General features: G+C 70.0%; 10 protein-coding genes. 5 read left to right on the top strand and 5 right to left on the bottom strand.

Going from position 1 to position 18,067, the window contains the following annotated elements; translation table 11 throughout:
• Window positions 1-17 precede the first annotated feature (17 nt).
• Both CYFUS_RS51385 and CYFUS_RS44540 read right to left on the bottom strand, forming a co-directional pair.
• Window positions 18-743, bottom strand: coding sequence for an HNH endonuclease (locus CYFUS_RS51385; protein WP_157759005.1), 726 nt, complete (start codon window positions 741-743; stop codon window positions 18-20).
• Window positions 740-2,095, bottom strand: a complete 1,356-nt coding sequence (locus CYFUS_RS44540; RefSeq protein ID WP_095990756.1) for an AAA family ATPase — start codon at window positions 2,093-2,095, stop codon at window positions 740-742. The genes CYFUS_RS51385 and CYFUS_RS44540 overlap by 4 nt, the downstream gene beginning before the upstream one ends.
• Window positions 2,096-2,718: 623 nt before the next feature.
• Between CYFUS_RS44540 and CYFUS_RS44535 the strand changes: the two genes are divergently transcribed.
• The 4 genes from CYFUS_RS44535 (at window position 2,719) to ddpX (ending at window position 14,193) form a co-directional block, all read left to right on the top strand.
• The gene (locus tag CYFUS_RS44535; protein ID WP_332468324.1) at window positions 2,719-9,420 is read left to right on the top strand and encodes a tetratricopeptide repeat protein; all 6,702 of its coding nucleotides are present in this window, start codon (window positions 2,719-2,721) and stop codon (window positions 9,418-9,420) included.
• Window positions 9,421-12,272: 2,852 nt separating this feature from the next.
• Window positions 12,273-12,893 carry a hypothetical protein gene (locus tag CYFUS_RS44530; RefSeq protein ID WP_095990755.1) on the top strand — a complete coding sequence of 207 codons (621 nt, stop codon included), beginning with the start codon at window positions 12,273-12,275 and terminating at the stop codon, window positions 12,891-12,893.
• Complete coding sequence (gene queC, locus CYFUS_RS44525) at window positions 12,880-13,581, top strand: 7-cyano-7-deazaguanine synthase QueC (RefSeq protein ID WP_095990754.1); 702 nt, start codon at window positions 12,880-12,882, stop codon at window positions 13,579-13,581. The genes CYFUS_RS44530 and queC overlap by 14 nt, the downstream gene beginning before the upstream one ends.
• Window positions 13,582-13,584: 3 nt before the next feature.
• Window positions 13,585-14,193 (top strand): D-alanyl-D-alanine dipeptidase, encoded by a 609-nt coding sequence (ddpX, locus tag CYFUS_RS44520; protein WP_095990753.1) that lies wholly within the window; start codon window positions 13,585-13,587, stop codon window positions 14,191-14,193.
• Between the two features lie 21 nt (window positions 14,194-14,214).
• On the opposite strand, the gene CYFUS_RS44515 is transcribed toward ddpX, so the two are convergent.
• The 3 genes from CYFUS_RS44515 to CYFUS_RS44505 all read right to left on the bottom strand — a co-directional run bounded on the left by CYFUS_RS44515 (window position 14,215) and on the right by CYFUS_RS44505 (window position 16,353).
• Complete coding sequence (locus CYFUS_RS44515) at window positions 14,215-15,273, bottom strand: hypothetical protein (RefSeq protein WP_095990752.1); 1,059 nt, start codon at window positions 15,271-15,273, stop codon at window positions 14,215-14,217.
• 32 nt (window positions 15,274-15,305) lie between these two features.
• Window positions 15,306-15,644 carry a hypothetical protein gene (locus tag CYFUS_RS44510; RefSeq protein ID WP_095990751.1) on the bottom strand — a complete coding sequence of 113 codons (339 nt, stop codon included), beginning with the start codon at window positions 15,642-15,644 and terminating at the stop codon, window positions 15,306-15,308.
• A gap of 97 nt (window positions 15,645-15,741) precedes the next feature.
• Window positions 15,742-16,353, bottom strand: a complete 612-nt coding sequence (locus CYFUS_RS44505; protein ID WP_232537162.1) for a TetR/AcrR family transcriptional regulator C-terminal domain-containing protein — start codon at window positions 16,351-16,353, stop codon at window positions 15,742-15,744.
• Between the two features lie 122 nt (window positions 16,354-16,475).
• On the opposite strand from CYFUS_RS44505, the gene CYFUS_RS44500 reads away from it, so the two are divergent.
• Window positions 16,476-18,056 carry a DUF6861 domain-containing protein gene (locus CYFUS_RS44500; protein ID WP_198316352.1) on the top strand — a complete coding sequence of 527 codons (1,581 nt, stop codon included), beginning with the start codon at window positions 16,476-16,478 and terminating at the stop codon, window positions 18,054-18,056.
• Window positions 18,057-18,067 lie beyond the last annotated feature (11 nt).

The raw sequence follows: 18,067 nt of genomic DNA, 5'->3' as shown, positions 1-18,067 counted from the left end.
TTTGTGAGCGTGGGACTTCACTGGATCCATGTTTGGATTTCGGGGTGGCTCAAAACAGCCTTTAAGCACTCAGGGCTTAGTAGGGTAGAGCCTGGACCACTTGCTAAGTGCAGCAGTGTAGCCAAAACGGCTGAAAATGGATGCCTTGTGACCACGCGGCGGATTTCAGCTGCTCTCTTGTCTTGTGACTGAGCAGAAAGTTCGGCGTATTTGGGTAAAAGAGTCTGAAGTGCTACCCAAGCGTCTTGTCTGCCCTCCTCTAGAAATCCTCGGTTCAAGCCGAAAACAGTACAGCTTTTCTGCCCTTTGGTGGTTAAATACTGGTATTTTCCAGTACTTGGGGAGAGTACCAAATGATGAGAAGGATCTTCGACTGTAGGATTGATTAGTTCTGGATTTCCGGAACTGTCTCTTGGGAATTGGTCGCGCTTTTGGTTGCTATTGCAATGGCTACAAGCCCAGAGGTAGTTGGTCCATTCGAATGCGCGATCTGGAAAGTCTGCCTTGGGCCAGAAGTGATCAATGTCTGTGCCGCGGCTGTCTTCGCAGTACATGCAGCGTTCTCGTCCAGAGGCCATTTTGGCCAGGAGCATCCGGATTTCTCTGAATGCTTTGACTCGTTGCTGTGCCCATAACTTCTTGGCTTCTGCTTTGGGGTCCTTTGCTGCTGCCACGCGAGCAGTGCGTTTTGCCAGGAGTGATTTTGCCTCTGGACTTAGATTGGCGCGAGTCAATTTTCTCATGGTTTTGACGTAAGGCCAAGCAAGAGTTGTTGGACGACGGAACTACCCCTCTTGGGAAGTTGCTCTACAAGTTGCCTGAGTTCTTGACGCTCCTTAGGAGAAGCATTGCCCTTTATGAGTCGGGCTTCCAGTTGCGCAACATGCTTGCGAAGCTCTTCGGATTTGCTGGAATAGGTTCTCTCAAGCCCGAATAGTTCGGTCATTGCCGCGTCGTCGGTGCTTCCGTTGACGATCGTGGTGAATAGATCTTCTGCAACGTGCTTGGCGGGCTCGTTTTCACCGGGCGCCGGTAGGCGGATGAGTCCTGCAGGATCTGCTGCCTGGCAGATGTATGGGCTATGCGTTGTGACAAGGAACTGAATCGCTGGGAAGTGCTCTTTGAGCCAAAATCCGATTTTTTGTTGCCACGAAATGTGAAGATGGACGTCGATCTCATCAATCAATACAACGCCGGAATATGGAACCACCCAGGGTCCTGTGTCATTGTCAGGGGTGATGAGGTTGAATTCTCCGTAGCAGTCGTAGATTTGACGTGCCAAGTCTACGACTAGGGCGGCAATGGTGCGATAGCCGTCACTAAGTTCTCTAAGTGGAAGTGAAATTTCTCCGCGAGAGATCCAAAGGCCTTCAGAATCGATCTTTACAACTTTGTCTCCCTCGGGCAGCAATCCATCGTTGAGCAAGTGCAGTATGCCATCTAGGAGCCATTTCCATTCGTTGTTGGATTTGTCTTCGAGTTTGCGAAGGTAGATGTCTTTTAACCATTGTATGCATTCAACTAGGGATGCATCCTCCCGAAACAGGCTGACGAGTCTCGCTATACGCTTGGGTCCCACCATTAACCGCTGTGCGTCAGAGGCATGGCCTGTAAGACGGCGGAATGGTCCATAGCCAGCGACAAACCATCCGATAGGATTGTCAGACCAGGGCCCGCGTCGAGGCGCCTGTCTGCCCTTTGTGTTGAGCTCATCTATGGAGCGAAGGGCTGGCTCCGGACCTTCGGCGTGTTTTTCCCATTCAAGACCAGTCCAAAAGGTAGACGGACGACGACCGGTTTTTTCGAACTGATCGAATTCAGCGGGCACTACTTGTGTGGCGACTGAGCCAATTGGAGCTCCTGAGTGTATCCAGCCAGCGAAACTTTCCTGAAGCGCTCTGGCCGCTGAAGGACCAGCAATCGACAGTGCGATAGATTTCAAAAATGAAGATTTTCCTGCACCATTACGACCAGCAATCACAGTCCAGCCAGCGAGTTTTTTGTCCTTGCCGGGGCGTGTTAGGTCGAGGTTGACTGCGAGGTCCCCGGATCGAAACCCACGCACATTCTCGATCCGTACTTCTTTGACGTACATGTGTCCTCCTGATGATTCGGTATGTCTATATTACATGACGTATAGGAGTCTGCGCTGATTTTTGAGGGAATCGTTCCGAACCAAAAGAAGGCGATGGTTGGCGCGACGCCCCAAGGCACTCGCGAGGGGAGTAGTGGGTACCGAAGAGGACGAAGAGGAGCAAGGGGGCTAAGTAGGGAGTAGCCTATCAGCAGCAGCGTATTGTACGGATGGTGCCCAGTTGGATGGTCGTGGGATGGTGCAGAGAGGCGCGAGGATGATGGTTGGAGGGCTAGAAGAGCCGCGCCTGGACCAGTGGAGTGGTCGTGTAGCCCCTAGGGTACACTCTTGCCCAGGCTCTGCCATGAGGGGGGTGGCAGGGGATTAGCAACTGCTGCATTGGGGTCAAGAACAAGCCCGCTGTGCTGGCCCCTGCGCAGGATTTCACCGCGCAGGCTGTGTGGGCAGTCCCAGGTGCGGTTCGTGGATGAGACGGTGCTCCTCTCCAACTCGGCCCGCCCCCCAGCGTGCCGCCAGGCTCACTTCGAGGGTCCTCCGGCTGCCTTCCGGGCGGGAGAAGGGCAAAAATTCCAGGGGGTTGCACCCCATGCTACGCTGCGTGGTCCCTCCGAAATCCCCCCTCGATGGCCACCGACAGCGACACCCTCAAGCCCGCGCCCGACTCCAACGCCGCTGCCCCCGAGCTGCGCCTGTTGGATCGCCGTGCCTTCGTCGGATTTCCCTCCCTCGAGCTGGCGCCCGGGCTGTCCATCGCCGATTTCGCCCTGCAGATCCCCGACGTCACCTTCCCCTTCAACGTCAGCGCCGGCGCCTCCCGCTACCAGCGCAAGAAGCTCCTCTTCGGCTTCCTCGAACTGCACGTCGATGCGGACCTCGTGGCCCGCAAGGTCGCCGAGCTCGCCGGTCGCGTCGCGGGCCTCGGGGACCTCAAGCTGCACTTCCGCCCCGGCTACCTCGAGGGCCAGGCCGTCCTCCAGCCCCCCGAGCGTACCCCCGTCACCTTCAAGCTCGCCTTCGACGCCGATGGCGAACGGCTCGCCCTCTACGTCTACGACGTGCGCCTGTACGGCTTCTCCTCCACGCCGTCCGTGCAGATCCCCGGTCTGCTCGCCGCCAGCGTGGCCCAGCTCGGCCTCCTGCCCGAGGTGGAGGTGCGCGGCGCCACCGGCTTCTCCACCCGCGTGCTGCCCGCCCTCTGCCAGCGCGCCGCCGTGAGCCGCGGCTTCAAGATGCCCGTGCTCGACACCGCGCGCCTGTCCTCCGCCGAGGTCGGCCCCGCGGGTCTGCGTCTGCGCTTCGCCGCCGGCGGCATGCCTCCTCCCGCTCCCCCCGACGAGGAGCTGCTGCTCGCCCTGGAAGGCTCGCGCGCCTTCGCCGAGGCCGAGGCCTTCCTCGCCCAGGGCAAGCTCGCCGAGGCCCGCGACGCCTTTCTCCAGGCCGGTGACGCCCAGGACGCCCACCCCTTCGCCGCCGAGCGCCTCCTCTCCCTCCTCGTCGCCGACCCCCAGGCCCATGACCTGGCCCTCGACGTCGCCGCCACCCTCCTGCGCCGCCGCGACAAGAGCCCCGCCGCCCTCTGGGGCGAGGCCGTCGTGCGCGAGCGCCGTGGCGAGCACGCCCGCGCCGCCGAGCGCTACCTCGCCCTGTGCGCCCTCTCGCGTCGCGCCTCCGAGGAGGCCGCCGCCTTCTTCTCCGCCGAGGCCGCCGCCCGCGCCGCCCGCGACCACGCCCCCCAGGTCGCCGTGAAGGCCCTCCACGAGGTGCTCGGGCTCCGGCCGGATCATCTCCCCTCGCTCAAGGCCCTCGCCCGCGCCGCCGACCAGAGCCGCGACCGCGCCGGCGCCGTGCGCGCCTACCGCCGCATCGCCGCGCTCGCCCGCGATCCCTCCGAGGCCGCCGAGGCCCACGTGCACCTCGCGGACCTGTGCGCCCAGACCGAGGACGACGTCGCCGGCGCCCGTCTGCACTGCGAGGCCGCCCTGCGCCTCTCGCCGGATCATCCCGATGCGCTGCTCCTGCTCGGCGACCTGTGCCACCGCGGCGGCGAGCACCTGCGCGCCCTCAAGGCCCTGGACCGTCTGCGCGAAGTGGCCATGGCCCGCCACGAGCTGGACCGCGTCGGCCGCGCCAACCTGCTCGCCGGCCGCGTGTGGGAAGAGGGCCTGCAACAGCCCGACAACGCCCTCCTGCGCTACCGCGAGGCCGCCTCGCTCCTGCCCCACGAGCCCGAGGCCCTCTTCGCCTCCGCTCGCGTGGCCGAGACGCTCGGCAAGTTGCAGGAGGCCCTCGCCGGCTACCAGCAGGCCCTGGAGCTCGCCGGCCCCTCTCCGCGCTCGGAGTCCGTCCGCCGCGCCGCCCACCAGAGCCACCACGCCCTGGCCCGTCTGTCGCGCACGAAGCTCGGCGACCCCGCCCGCGCCCGCGAGCACCTCGAGGCCGCGCTCGCGTTGGATCCCCGCGACGCGGTCGCGCTCGACGAGCTGATTCCCTACTTCCGCGCCACCGGCCGCATGCTGGAGCTCGCCGAGGCGCTGGAGAAGGCCGCCGCCGTCCACGAGGAGCCCGGTCGCCGCGCCGCCCTCTGGGCCGAGGCCGGTGAGCTCTACCGCGGACGGCTCCAGCAGCCCGAGCGCGCCGAGCGTCTCCTCACCTCCGCGCTGGAGGCCGACCCCCAGCACGCCCCCGCCCTGGAGTCGCTGCTCTCCATCGCCGAGGCCCGCCGCGATGGCGGTCTGCTCACCCGGTGCCTGTCCACCCTCGCGCGCCTCACCCCCGAGCCCGCCGAGCGCGCGCGCAAGTACCGCCGCCTCGCCGTGGCCGCGAGGGATCTCGCCTTCGACCTGGACCTCGCCGCCTCCGCGCTCCAGGAAGTGCTCAAGTCCGAGCCGGATGACCTGACCACCCTGGGCGAGCTGTGCGCCCTGCAGCGCAAGCGCGCCGACATGGCGGGCCTCGCCGTCGCCCTCCAGGAGCGGGCACGCGTGGCCGAGGCGCAGGGCGACAAGCGGCTCGCGTCGGCGGCGCTGCGCGAGCTGGCCAACGTGCTGGAAGCCCGCCTGGGCCGGCTCGGCGAGGCGCTCGTGGCCCTGGAGAAGGCCGCGCGGCTGGCGCCGGAGCAGGCCGTGCTCCTGGAGCTGGCCGACCTGTCCCTGCGCTGCGAGCGCCCCGAGCACGCCCGGCGCGCCCTGGAGACGTTGCTGTCCACGCTGCCCCGCACCACTGCCCCCGATCGCCTCGCGGACATCCGCGCCCGTCTGGGCCGCGCGTGTGAGCTGGCCGGAGACCGCGAGGCCGCCATCACCGCCTACTCCCAGGCCTTCCCGCTGCGCCGCCTGGATGACGCCCTGGCCGAGCGGCTCGAGGCCCTCTACGCCGAGGCGGGCGAGACGCGCGAGCTGGCCGAGCTGTGGGCCTCGCGCGCCCAGGCGCTCGCCGCCGCCGACCGCGCCGCGGAGGCCGCGCCCCTCTTCCTCAAGAGCGCCCGCGCCCTCCTCGAGCGCGGCGAGAAGGGCCCCGCGCTCCTGCGCCTGTCGTCCACCCTGGACGCGAGCCCCACCGGGCCGCTCGCCGCCGAGGCCCTCGACGCGCTCGCCGAGCTGGAGCTGGAGCGCGGCGAGAAGCTGGAGGCCGCCCGGCTCCTCGCGCGCAAGGCCGCGCTCGTGCCCGAGCCCCGCGCCGGGGCCCGGCTCCTCTTCCGCGCCTCCGTGCTCTCCCTGGGCACCAGTCGCGAGGAAGCCTTCCTCGCCGAGGCCCTGGAGCGCGATGGCTCCTTCGCTCCCGCGCGCATGCGCCGGGGTGAGTTGCGCATGCAGGCGGATCCCCGCGCCGCCCTGGAGGACTTCGAGGCGGTGCTGGTGCTGCCCGCGACGGACCCGGACGCCCCGCGCGAGGACGAGCTGCTGGAGCTCACGCGCCGCGCCGCCTCCGCCGCCCAGCGCGCCGGCCGCCCCGACGCCGCCCGGCGCCTGCTCGGGCACTACTGCTCGCTCGCCCCCGAGGACCTCGAGGCCCAGTTGGAGCTCGCGGGCCTCCACCGTCAGGCGGGCGCGCACGAGCCGCTGGCGGACCTGCTCCTGTCCCTCTGGCCCCGTCTCACCGGAGACGCGCGCCGCGCCGCCCGCCGTGAGCTGGCCGGGCTGTGTCTCTCCCAGGGCCGCAACGCCGAGGCTGCCGATGCCCTGCGCGGCCTGCTCGCCGAGGAGCCCCTGGACACCTGGGCCACCCAGGCCCTGTTGGAGCTGCTGCCCCCGGCGGGCTCGGGCACCGCCCAACAGGAGGTCGAGCGCCTCACCCTGCTCGGCACGCTCATCTCTTCCTCCGAGGGCGAGGCCCGTGCCGAGCTGCTCGCCCGCCGCGCCGCCCTCCACCGCAACGCCGGCCGCGCCCAGGTCGCCCGCGACGACTTCCTCGCCGCCACGCGCCTGTCCCGCCGGCCCGCGCCCCTGTGGCTCGCCCTCGCCGCCATCGCCCGCGAGGAGGGCGAGGACGTGGACGAGCTGGTGGCCTGGCGCCACGTGCTCGCCACCGAGCCGGAGCTCGCCGAGAGCGCCCGCTCCCGGCTGCTCGCGCTCGCCTCGTCGCTCATGGACAAGGACGCGCGCGCCCCGGCCCGCGAGGCCCTGCTCGCCGCCGTGTCCCTGTCCCTGTCCCCCTCCGAGCGCTGTGATGCCTTCTTCGCCCTCGCGACGCTCGCGCACCGCGACGGGCAGCTCACCGCCGAGGCGGAGGCGCTCGCCGAGGCCGCGCGTCAGGGGCCCGTCTCCCGCCGCGTGGAGGCACTGCTCTCACGCGCCCGTCTCTTGGAGAAGGCCGGAGAGCGTGAAGAGGCCGCGCGGGGCCTGGAGGCGGCGCTCGCCCTCGCTCCCCGCCACTCCGGGGCCACCGCCGGGCTCCAGCGTGTGCTGCGTGACCTGGAGGACTGGCAGCGGCTCACGGCCCTGCTCGCCGCCGAGGCCCCCCACGCCCCGCCCGCCGAGGCCACCGCCCTCTACTCCGAGCTGGGCACGTTGTACCTGGAGCGCCTCGCGCAACCCGAGGCCGCCGAGGCCGCCCTGCGCCAGGCGCTGCGGCTCACCCCGACGGACAGCGCGCTGCGCCGCCGCCTCGTGGTCCTCGCCGCCAGCCGGGGCAACTCCACCGAGGCAGCGCAGTTGCTCGACGTGGAGGATGGGCTCCTGCCTCCGGACGAGGCCGCGTCCCTGCTGCGCGAGGCGAGCACCCATGCCCGGGCCGCGGGCGACATGTCGCGGGCGCTCGATCTGGCCCGCCGGGCCCACGCCCTCGTTCCGGCGCGGGACGGAGACCTGGCCGAGCTGGCCGAGCTGCTCTTCCTCCATGGCGACGTGCGCGAGGCGCTGCCCCTGCAGGAGCAGCTCGCCGCCGCGGCGGACTTCTCCTCGGACGCCGAGGCCTCGGAGAAGGCCTGGCTGCGTCTGGGCGCGCTCGCCGAGAAGCTCGGGGACACCCGGCGCGCGATGTCCGCCTACAAGCGTCTGCTCGCCGAGCGCCCGTTGAACGAGGTGGCGGTGCAGCGGCTCTCCGCGCTGCTGGAGAAGGACGAGCCCCGGGCCTCCTTCGAGGTGCTCGTCACCCACGCGCGCGCCCTGCCTCCCTCCGAGCACACCGCCCAGCGCCTCGTCGTGCTGTCCGAGCGCGCCCGCGAGTCCCTCGCCGATACCTCCCTCGCCGCCGCGCTGCTCACCCAGGCGGCGAACATGGCCGAGCACCCGCTGCCCCTGCACGAGGCGCTCGCGGCCCTCCACCGCGAGGCGGGTCAGCTCCCCGAGCTCATGGGGCAGCTTCAGCTCATCGCCTCGCTCAACGAGGAGGCCGGCCAGCGCGATGCCGCCATCTCCGCCTGCGCCGAGCACGCGCACCTGGCGGAGATGTCCGGCCGGGTGGACGAGGCCATGCGCTCGCTCAAGGCGCTGTGCTTCCTGCTGGAGAAGGAGGGCCGCAAGGACGAGGCCGCCGCCTGCGAGCGCCACCGCGCGGAGATGCTGCGCGACGTGAAGCTGGACATGTCCGCCGCCGAGGCCGCGCTGGAGCGCTCCTACGCGCTGTTCGCCCAGCTCGACACGGCGCGCATGGGCATGGAGCTCGCGAGCCGCCGGAACGATGCCGCCGCCGAGGCCCGGTGGCTCGAGCGCGCCCTGCCGCTCATGCCGGCCACCCCCGCCCGGGCCCGCTCCCTGCTGCGGCTGGCGCGCCTCTTCCTCGACGAGCTCGGGGACACGGACAAGGCCGAGGGCTTCCTGCGCGACGCGCTCCTCCAGGATCGCTCCCTCCAGGAGGCCGAGACGCTCTTGTGCGAGCTGCTCGAGCGCGAGGGCCGGGTGGCCGAGCTGGCCGCCTGGTTCGAGGACGCCGCTTCCCGCGTGGAGGAGCCGGCTCGCCGCGCGGAGCTGTTGATGCGGGCCGCCACGCTCTACCGCGAGCGCGCCCGGCGTCCGGATGCCGCCGCCATCGCGCTGCTCGCCGCGCGCGCCTCGCTGCCGGATGACCTGGACCTGACCCGGCAGGTGGCGGATCTCCTCCACGAGATGGGCCGATCCGCGGACGCCGCCGAGTTCGACGCCCTCCTCCTGGAGGCCGACCCCTTCCAGGAGCCGCGCTACTCGCGCCACCGCGCCTTCCTGGCGGAGACGGAGGACTTCCAGTCGCTCGCCGCGCTGTTGATGCGCCGGGCCCAGCGCCAGCCTCCCGTCGAGGCCGCGGAGAGCTACCTCGCCGCCGCCCGGGCCTTCCGCGAGGCGGGCGCCCTGGAGCGCGCGCTGCTGTGCGAGGATCAGGCCTTCGAGCTCGCTCCCTCCAGCGCCGAGGCCTTCCACCTGCTCCGGGCCCGGGCCGCGGGCGACGTGCGCCGCCAGGCGGAGTTGCTCGCCCTGCGCGCTGGCGCCGTGCGTCCCGAGCAGGCCATCCCCCTGCTGCGCGAGCGCGCCGAACTCCTGCTCAAGGCGGGCGAGTCGCTGCTCGCCGCCCAGGCCTTCGATGAGCTGCTCGCGCGCGCGGGGGACGACGTGGAGGCGCTCGCCACCCGCGCCGAGCTGGCGGCCGAGGGCGGAGGACCGGCCGCGGCGTGGCCCTATGACCGGCGGCTGCTCGCCGCGGGGGGGATTCGCTGCCGGTACCCCTGCGGGTGCGCACGCAGATGCGGCTCGGACACGCGTCGCTGGCGTCGGGGGCCCACCATGACGCCGCGCGCGCCTTCGAGGCCGTGGTGTCGCTGGATGGAGACGGGGCCCGGGGCCAGGAAGCCCTGTCCCTGCTCACCGAGGTCTACGGCCACACGGGCGACTCCAAGGGCCTGTACCGGGCCTCGCTGAAGCTCGCGCGCAAGGCGGACGCGGCCACCGCCGAGGTGCTGTACCGCCGCGCCGCGGACCTCTTCGACGACCCCAAGGACGCCATCGACGCGCTGCTGCACCTCATGCGCCTGCGTCCCGCGGACGCCACCATCATCGACCGCGCGGTGCGGGGGCTGCGCTCCCTGGGCCGTCCGGCGGACCTGGTCGCCGTCTACGAGGCCGGGGCCCAGGCCGCGGGGGGCTCGCGGGCCGCGGAGCTGCTCCTGGCCGCCGCCGAGGTCGCCGCCGAGCAGCTCGATGATGCCTCGCGCGCCGCGGCCCTTCGCGAGCGTGCCGCCGAGGCCGACCCGGACAACCTCCCCGCGCTCCGGGGCCGCCTGGTGGGGCTGCGCGCGCGCGGAGAGCAGGCCGCGCTGCGCGACGTGCTCACGCGCCTCATCGGCGTGACGGAGGACGCCGACGAGGCCTCCCTGTTGCGGCTGGAGCTGGCGTCGCTCGCGCGGGCCGCCGGGGACGAGTCCTCCGCCCGCGAGGCCCTGGAGGCCGTGGTCGCCCGGGGCGCCTCGGGGGCGGGCTACAAGGAGGCGCTGGAGGCGCTGGAGCCGCTGCTCGTGGAGAACCCGGGACGGCTCGCGGAGGTGTACCTGGCGCGGGCGGAGATCCTCCCCGACGCCGAGCGCACCCAGTGGCTGTGGGCGGCGGTGCGCGAGTTCGAGTCCGCGGGCCGTCTGCCGGAGGCGGTGCGCGCGGCCTGGTCCGCCGTGTCCGTTGCTCCAGATGGAGAGGCCCTGCGCCGGGTGTCCGCGCTGCACCGGGCCCTGGGCGAGTCCCGGCGCGCGGCCCAGGCCCTGGCCCAGGCCGTCCGCCTCGTGTCCGCCGAGGAGCGCCCCGCGTTGCAGTTGGACCTCGTCGACCTCTGGGAGGCCGCGGGCGAGCGCGCCGAGGCCCTCGAGGTGCTCGAGCGCCTGGCCAGTGCGTCCTCCCCGGCCGTGGACTCGCGGGGGGTCGCCGAGCGTTTCCTCCGGCTGGAGTCCCCCGTCCGCGCCGCCGAGGTGGGCTTCGCGGCCGTGCTGGCGTCGGGGGACCTTGCTGGAGCCCTGTCGCTCGCCGAGGGGGCCCGGGACGAGGCGCGGATCCGCGAGGCGCTCTGGGCGATGGTGGAGACGGGCGGCGCGGAGGAGGCCCACCTCACGCGGCTGACTGCGATGCTGCGCGACAGCGCCCAGCTGGACGGGCTGCTGCGGCTGGCGGAGCTGATCGCGCCGAGGGACGAGGCCCTGGCCACGTGGCTGCGCGACGAGGTGGTCAACGCGGAGTCGGCGCCGGTGGAGCTGCGCTTGCGCGCGTTGGAGCCGCTCTCGGCGGTGCCGGACTTCAAGCAGCGGCTGTGGCGCCTGCTGCCGGGATTGGGAAGTGCTCCGGCGGAGCTGGCCGAGGCGGTGCTGACGTATGTCCGGGCGCTGCCCGTGCCGGAGCGCGTCGAGGCCCTGGCCGAGGCGGCGGATGGGTGGCCGGAGCGGCGGGGCAAGCTGTTGCGCGAGCGCTTCCGGTTGCAGCGGGACGGGGGTCTCACGTCGGACGCGGCGGACACGCTGGGCCTGCTCATCCTGTTGGAGACGGAGCCGCGCGCGCGGGGCGAGCTCTACGTGGAGCAGGGCGACATGCTGATGTGGGCGGGCGACAAGGTGCGCGCCCGCGAGGCCTTCGAGAAGGCGCTGGTGGACGCGCCGGGCACGGTGCGTGCGTTGGAGTTCCTGCTGCCCCTGTACGAGGAGGAGCGCAACCACGCGCGCGTCGTGGAGGTGGCGCAGCAACTGGCGGCGGTGCTCGCGGGCCCGGCGGCCATGGGGCTGTGGCGCGAGCGGTTGGCGGAGGCCTACGAGGCGCTGGGCCGTCTGCCCGAGGCGGCCGAGCAGCTCCAGGCGCTGCCGGAGACTCCCGAGCGGCTGGAGCGGCGGGCGCGCATCGCCGAGGCGCAGGGCCTCACGGGCGAGGCGCTGCGGCTGCGCGAGCGCCTCACGGACGATCCGGAGCAGTTGCAGGACATCCTGCGCCAGTACCTGGACGCGCAGCTGGTGGTGTTCGCGGTGCACCTGGCCGAGCGCCTGTTCCAGGCGGACCAGCTCTCGCCGGAGATGAAGCGCCTGGTGGCCGAGCGGCTCTCGCCCACGGTGCATGGCGCGGCACTGGCCACCCACATCTGGCCGGAGCTGTTGCACAAGCAGCCAGCGGACGCGGATGGGTGGACGCTGTTCGCCGAGGCGCTGGCCGCCAGCGACGACATCCCCGTGGAGGTGGCGCGGGTGGACGGCTTCGGCGCGGCGCTCGTGTCGAGCACGGCGAGTGCCCCGGGGGTGAGCATCTCCCCGGTGTCCCCGCGCGACGGCTTCCGGCACGCGCTGCCTCCCGACGTGGTCGCGGTGACGGCCGAGGCGATGCCCCGGCTGCACACGGCGTTGCAGCTCACGCTCCAGTCGCTGGGGGCGGGTGGGGTGCGCGTCTTCCTGGCCCCGGCGGGCGGCGCGGAGGCGTACCTCGCCTCGTCCGAGGAGCTGGTGGTGGGCGTGGGCGCCCTGGCCTGCTTCGGGCTGGTGGAGCTGGGCTACCTGTGCGCGCTGGCGCTGTGCCTGGGCGCCTCGGGCGAGGCGCTGAGCCGGCCCGGTCCGGTGCCCGGCTTCGACGAGGCGGCGGTGGAGGCCTTCCGCGCGGTACCCGCGTCGCTCGCCGCCTCGCGTGTGCTGGCGCACCTGTCGCCCGAGGTCCGGGGCTCGGATCCCTCCGGGCTGGACGTGGGGGCGGTGCTGCGCGACAACCCGGCCTTCCACGCGGTGGCGCGCGCGGCGCTGGAGTCCGTGTAAGGTCGAAAGGTCATGCCGCTCCCGCGCCGTCCGCTCCTGTTGCCCCTGCTCGCGTTCGTGGCCTCCGCCTGTGTGGCGGAGACGGTGTACCCGGGGGACGTGGTGGTGGGCCTGTTCAGCTTCCATGCGCAGGCGGACTGGGCGAGCACGGACTGCGACGCGGGCAGCCCGGACTTCGGCCGGCTCGTCGACGGGGGCTTCGACTTCTCGGGGACCTTCTCGCGCGACAGCGTGGATGGGGGCGCGTGGCTCACGGTGAATGGCTTCTCGCGCCAGGCCACCTATGATCCGGCGACCCAGCGCTACGTGTCCGTCCAGCGCTCCGGGGCTCCGCTGCCGAGCTGTGGCGAGACGTGCCAGGGCGCGCAGATGGAGGAGACGCTGTCGGTGGTGGTGCTCAGCGACAGCCAGACCCAGGCGATGGGGAGCTGGTGCGTGAACCTGCCCACGGATGGGGGCCTGCCGGATGGCTCGGCGCCCGGCCCCACGGTGAACGGGTATGACGCCGAGAGGGCCTGTGGGAACTTGAAGGTGACCTTCCTCCCGGGCACGAGTGGGGTCTGCACTTGCACGACGTCGTGCACGGCGGTGTACGGCGTGGAAGGAGAGCGGCGTTTCAATGCTGGCAAGTAAGAAGAAGGCGGTGGTGTTGCTGTCGGGCGGGCTGGACTCGACGACCTGTCTGGCCATGGCGAAGGCGGCGGGCTTCGAGCCGGTGTGCCTCGCGGTGGCGTATGGGCAGCGGCACGCGGTGGAACTCGAGCGGGCGCGCGGGGTGGCCCAAGCGATGGGCGTCACGGACTACCGGGTGGTGACGGTGGACCTGCGGCAGGTGGGCGGCTCGGCGCTGACCGCGGACATCGACGTGCCCAAGGATCGGGCCGAGGAGGAGATGTCCCACGGCATCCCCGTCACCTACGTGCCGGCGCGCAACGCGCTCTTCCTCTCGCTGGCGTTGGGGCTGGCCGAGTCGGTGGGCGCGAGCGACCTCTACATCGGGGTGAACGCGGTGGACTACAGCGGCTACCCGGACTGCCGGCCCGAGTTCATCCGGGCCTTCGAGGCCATGGCGACGCTGGCGACGAAGGCGGGCGTGGAGGGCACGCGCTTCCGGGTGCACGCGCCGCTGTCGGGGATGACCAAGGCGGACATCATCCGCGAGGGCGTGCGACTGGGCGTGGACTACGGGATGACGCACTCCTGCTACGACCCGGATGCGCAGGGCCGGGCGTGCGGGCGGTGTGACAGTTGCTCGCTGCGGCGCCGGGGTTTCGAACAGGCGGGGGTGCCGGACCCCACGCGCTACACGACGGGAGCCTGAGCCATGGGGGGACTCGCGAACGGGTTGTTGGGGTTGTGGCTCGCCGCGGCGGGCTCGCCGGTGGTGGATGCCACCGAGGTGGTGGAGGACCTGATGGTGGACATGCGCTACGCCACCCCGGACAACTTCCTGAAGCAGAAGGTGTACCCGGACGGCGCCCGGTGTCTGTTGTTGCCCGAGACCGCCGAGCGCTTGAAGAAGGCGGCGGACACGCTGCGCGCCCAGGGCTACCGGCTGAAGGTCTACGACTGCTACCGGCCCATCGCGGTGCAATGGCAGATGTGGAAGATCATGCCCAAGCCGGGCTACGTGGCCAACCCCAAGAAGGGGGGCAATCACAACCGGGGCGCGGCGGTGGACCTGACGCTGGTGACGGCGGACGGTGCCGAGGTGGAGATGCCCACGCCCTTCGACTCCTTCGAGCGCGCGGCGCACCACGGCTACCCGGGTGGCACGAAGGCCTCGCGCGAGCATCGGGAGATCCTCCGCGCGGCCATGGAGGGCGCGGGCTTCAAGCGCAACGCCATGGAGTGGTGGCACTACGACTTGCCGGGCGCCACGAAGCTCCCGGTGCTGGACGTGCCCTTCACCGGGCGCTCCGAGGCGGAGTGAGCCGCCCCGGCCGCCCGGGCCTCACATCAGTGGCAACCGGGCGGCGACGGGAGTGACGATGCGCGCCGAGTAGTCCGGGGGCGTGAGCACCTGGACCGAGCCCGAATACGCGTAGCTCCTGCCGAGGAAGTCCGTGTAGGCGAGCTGGAAGGGGTAGGTTCCGGCGCCCAGCGAGGTGTACAGCGAGTTGGAGGAACTGTAGGTCACCCCCGACAGCTTCCAGGAGAAGCCACTCACGGCGAAGGCCTCCGCGCCCGCCGCGCGCCAGGTGGAGGCGAGGCTCAGCCACTCGTTCGAGCGGATGACGGTCCGTCCCGTGAACTCGGCCACGCGCGCGGCCTCCGGGTACATGATGTGGAGTCCGAGCCGGTCCAGCGCGGACAGACCATCCTGGCCGTAGTTGCCATCGATGCCGCACGTGGAGAACGCGTAGTGCATGACCGATTGGCGGTCATACAGGGTGATGTGCCCCGCGCTCGCGGTGCCGCCGTAACCCGCCGCGGTGCACGTGGCGGTGTTCACGTCATCGCGCACGTGCTCGTGGGCGAGGCCGAGCGCGTGACCGAACTCGTGCAGGGTGTGGTTGCGCCACGGGACACCGGAGGCGTCGGCGTCACTTCCGAGCTTGAGGTTGTAGCGGCAGCCCCGGTTCGCGGTGAGGTCATCGGGGGCGTTCGACCAGCTCCCCCAGCCATTGTTCTCGCCGGTGTACTGGCCATTGGCATCCAGGAACATGGGGCAGCCCTGGCCGGGCACCGCTCCCGTGAAGGGCACGCTGGTGGAGGGCAGCACCACCCGGATGTCGCCGCCGTACCAGTCATTCCCATTGGACAGCACGATGGGCGCCGGGCACGTGCCCAGGTAGTTGAAGCGGATGTTCGCGGCGCGCTCGAAGTCGCCGATGTACTCGAGCACCTGCTGGACCCGGGCGGGCTGGGAGCTGAGCGCGTCTCCCACGAAGCACACGCTCGGGGTCGCGCCGCGCACGCCGTTGTACCAATAGAGGGATGCCCGGGCATCGGGCGCGGCGAGCGCGGCCCCCAACAGGGCGGCGCTCGCCCAGAGGCGATGGAATCTCATGAGGAGCCTCGTGGAGGGGAGAGGGGAGACGCTCAGTAGATCGCGGCCCAGTTGATCAGCCGGCAGTCCGAGGACAGACAACCCAGCGACACCCCCGAGGTGGAGGACGGGTTGTAGTCGATGTAGACGGGCCGCCCCCCCGCGAGCGCCGTGGAGAACAGCGACAGCGTGCGGTTGGCGAACGCGGAGTCCGACGTGGAGAGGGCGAAGAAGTAGATGCCCCCGGCGGTGGAGGCGGTGCACCGCACGTGGATGCGGTTGGCGAACACCGCCACCTGGTTGGGCGTGCAGTTGGCCCCATCGGCGAGCGCGGGCGTGCTGGCGAGGGTCACGGCGAGGGCGGCGAGGGACAGCGAGCGGGTGATCTTCATTGGTGTGCGCTCCGGAAGGCGCGGGCGCGATGCGCGCCCCGCGTCTGCGTTACGCGGCCGGCTCCGGATATTCCCGGGTGATTTCTCGCGGCCCCGCTCACCGGTGGTGGGACTGGGACTGCTCGATTCCCCGGAGGATGAGCCGCAGGCCCCGCTCGAAGCGGTCATCGAATCTCGTGAACAGCTCCGCGCCCGCCGCGCGTGCGAGAGGTAGCCGCTCACCGTCGATGCGCTGGGCCCGTTGCTCCAGGTCGTAGGCCGGGTCGCGCTCGCCCGGCATGGGGTGCACCGCCTGCTCCTCGAGGGTGAAGCCCAGCGTGTAGTTGTAGACCGTGGAGAAGCCGGACACCGCGTCGCGCAGCGAGCACCCGGCATCCACCAGCCCGCGCAGCAAGGCGTCCATGGACTCGTAGATGGTGCCGTCGGTGAGTCGCGTGCCGCTGAACACCTTCGCCCCGTCCCGGTAGCCCAGCATCATCCGCCGCATGCCCCGGGCCATCTCCGCCAGGTTCTCCTCCCAGCCGCGCTGGGGCTGCACGGGCCTGGTCTTCCCGAGCTGCTCGCGCAGCATCGTGGTGGCCATCTCGTCGAGCAGCTCCTGCTTGTTCCTGAAGCGCCAGTAATAAGGATGGCGGCTGCGGCCGCTCAGCACATCCGTCGATCCGGTTTCGACGATCTTGTCGGAGTGCATCACCTGGAGCCGGTCCACATACTTCTCGACGACACCGATGTCGTGAGAGACGAGAATGACCAGGGTGAGGACTGGTACACCGCATCGATTAGACTGCCAGCATGTGAACGACACCGAACGACGGCGAGGCGGTAGGCCGCGTGGGAATTATCAACTGGGATGGCGCGTCCGAGGTATGGCTGCGCGCCACACGCAGCACCGCCGAGCAGAACATCCTCCAGACGCTGCCCTTCAACACGCACGTCCAGGTCATCAGGCTCTATGCCAATGGGTGGTCCTACATCTCCACCCCAGGTGGCCAGATGGGCTTCATCGCCTCCGAATACCTTTGGACCCACCTCCCTGAACCGGGCGCGCGTTTACACCGAGTGGAACCGGGCACTCCCAGCACGGCTATTGCCATCGCCGAGACGTATTACGACGACGTAGCTGATCAATGGGGCCAGGACCTGCGCTTCTATGTGAATGTCCTCGCCTATGCGAATCGAATCCCGGTGCCTGCGAGCACGACCGGATGGCGCGAGGTCCACTTCAATCATGGCACGTTGATCTGGATCCCGAGTCGTCGCTACGCCCAGTCCCTTCTGGGCGTCGTCAACTCCGGGTCCATCTCTCTCAACTTCGCCACGAGTATTGCCTCCTCAGCCGTTCGCATCGGGCAACTCTGGGACGATTTCGGCCGGGCAATCGCTCTGTCGGTGCGCTATCTGCGTGAGGCAGTCGGGCGACATGCCAAGAAGGCGCTGTTCGATGTCATCATGTCGCTGGCGGAGGTGGTGGTGGGCGGGATCGCCTTGCTGGCGATCTCGACGGCAGTGGGGGCGGCGATTGGAGCGTTGGCCGGCGGCGTCGGCGTGGCACCAGGCGCGGCCGCCGGGTTCGAAATCGGTCTCATCATCCTCGAATGGCTGGGGCTCGCGATGTTGTTGCAGTGGGCTGCCGAATCCCTCTGGAATGTGAGCGCGGCGTTCGTCAAGTTCATCGGGATCGTGTGGAATGCCCGTGGGAACGCGGCCGCGCTCGAGCATGCCGCACGGGAGTTCGCCGAGGCCGTCGCGCTCCTGCTGAGCGCCCTCATCGAAGGGCTGTTCATGCTAGCGGCTTCTCGCGGTGTGATTTGGATGGTGAGGACGCTGCGCGGAACCGCAACCGGCCGCGCCATCGGCGAGGCCCGGATGGCGGAATGGTTCAACGAGCGCCTCGATGCCTTTCGGGAAAAGCGTGGCGGACGTCCCCGGGATGTCCTGGGCCGCTTCTACCGGGGAGTGGAACTCGTCGAGCAAACCTCCAAGGGAAAGGAGAAGCCCAACGGGGAGTTCGATGGCGTCGACATGAACAGCAAGCTGTTCATCGAATACAAGGCGACCCGGGAGCTCCATCGCGAGAATCCACGCACGGGCCAGGTCCAACAGACCCCGGCCGAGTGGGCCGAAAAGCAGATTCGAGCCAAGACCGAGAAGCGTATCCAGTCCCTTCTCCACGATGCGGTCAGGACTCGATCGACAGTGAATGGCTCGGCCCAGGTGCCAGCCCTCGCGGAGATTCGAGGCTTCCGGCGCATCCAGTTCCGCATTGATGGTGACACGCCAGCACTGCGCACAGCCGTGGCGCAGGCGCTCAATACTCTCCGTGCGAATCACTTGGGATGGATGTTCGAGATACGTTTTGGTGTCAACCTGCTCCTGCCGCCTCTCCCCGACTGGGCGACCGCGGGACATTGATTGCGGAGACT

Origin of the sequence: Cystobacter fuscus (assembly GCF_002305875.1) — a bacterium.
GTDB lineage: Bacteria > Myxococcota > Myxococcia > Myxococcales > Myxococcaceae > Cystobacter > Cystobacter fuscus_A.
This window is presented reverse-complemented; position numbering and strand designations above follow the sequence as displayed.

Excerpts from the sequence above, each read along its gene's own strand:
- CYFUS_RS44515 (WP_095990752.1), bottom strand. The coding sequence starts at position 15,273 with ATGAGATTCCATCGCCTCTGGGCGAGCGCCGCCCTGTTGGGGGCCGCG.
- CYFUS_RS51385 (WP_157759005.1), bottom strand. The coding sequence starts at position 743 with ATGAGAAAATTGACTCGCGCCAATCTAAGTCCAGAGGCAAAATCACTC.
- ddpX (WP_095990753.1), top strand. The coding sequence starts at position 13,585 with ATGGGGGGACTCGCGAACGGGTTGTTGGGGTTGTGGCTCGCCGCGGCG.
- CYFUS_RS44535 (WP_332468324.1), top strand. The coding sequence starts at position 2,719 with ATGGCCACCGACAGCGACACCCTCAAGCCCGCGCCCGACTCCAACGCC.
- CYFUS_RS44530 (WP_095990755.1), top strand. The coding sequence starts at position 12,273 with ATGCCGCTCCCGCGCCGTCCGCTCCTGTTGCCCCTGCTCGCGTTCGTG.
- CYFUS_RS44540 (WP_095990756.1), bottom strand. The coding sequence starts at position 2,095 with ATGTACGTCAAAGAAGTACGGATCGAGAATGTGCGTGGGTTTCGATCC.
- queC (WP_095990754.1), top strand. The coding sequence starts at position 12,880 with ATGCTGGCAAGTAAGAAGAAGGCGGTGGTGTTGCTGTCGGGCGGGCTG.
- CYFUS_RS44510 (WP_095990751.1), bottom strand. The coding sequence starts at position 15,644 with ATGAAGATCACCCGCTCGCTGTCCCTCGCCGCCCTCGCCGTGACCCTC.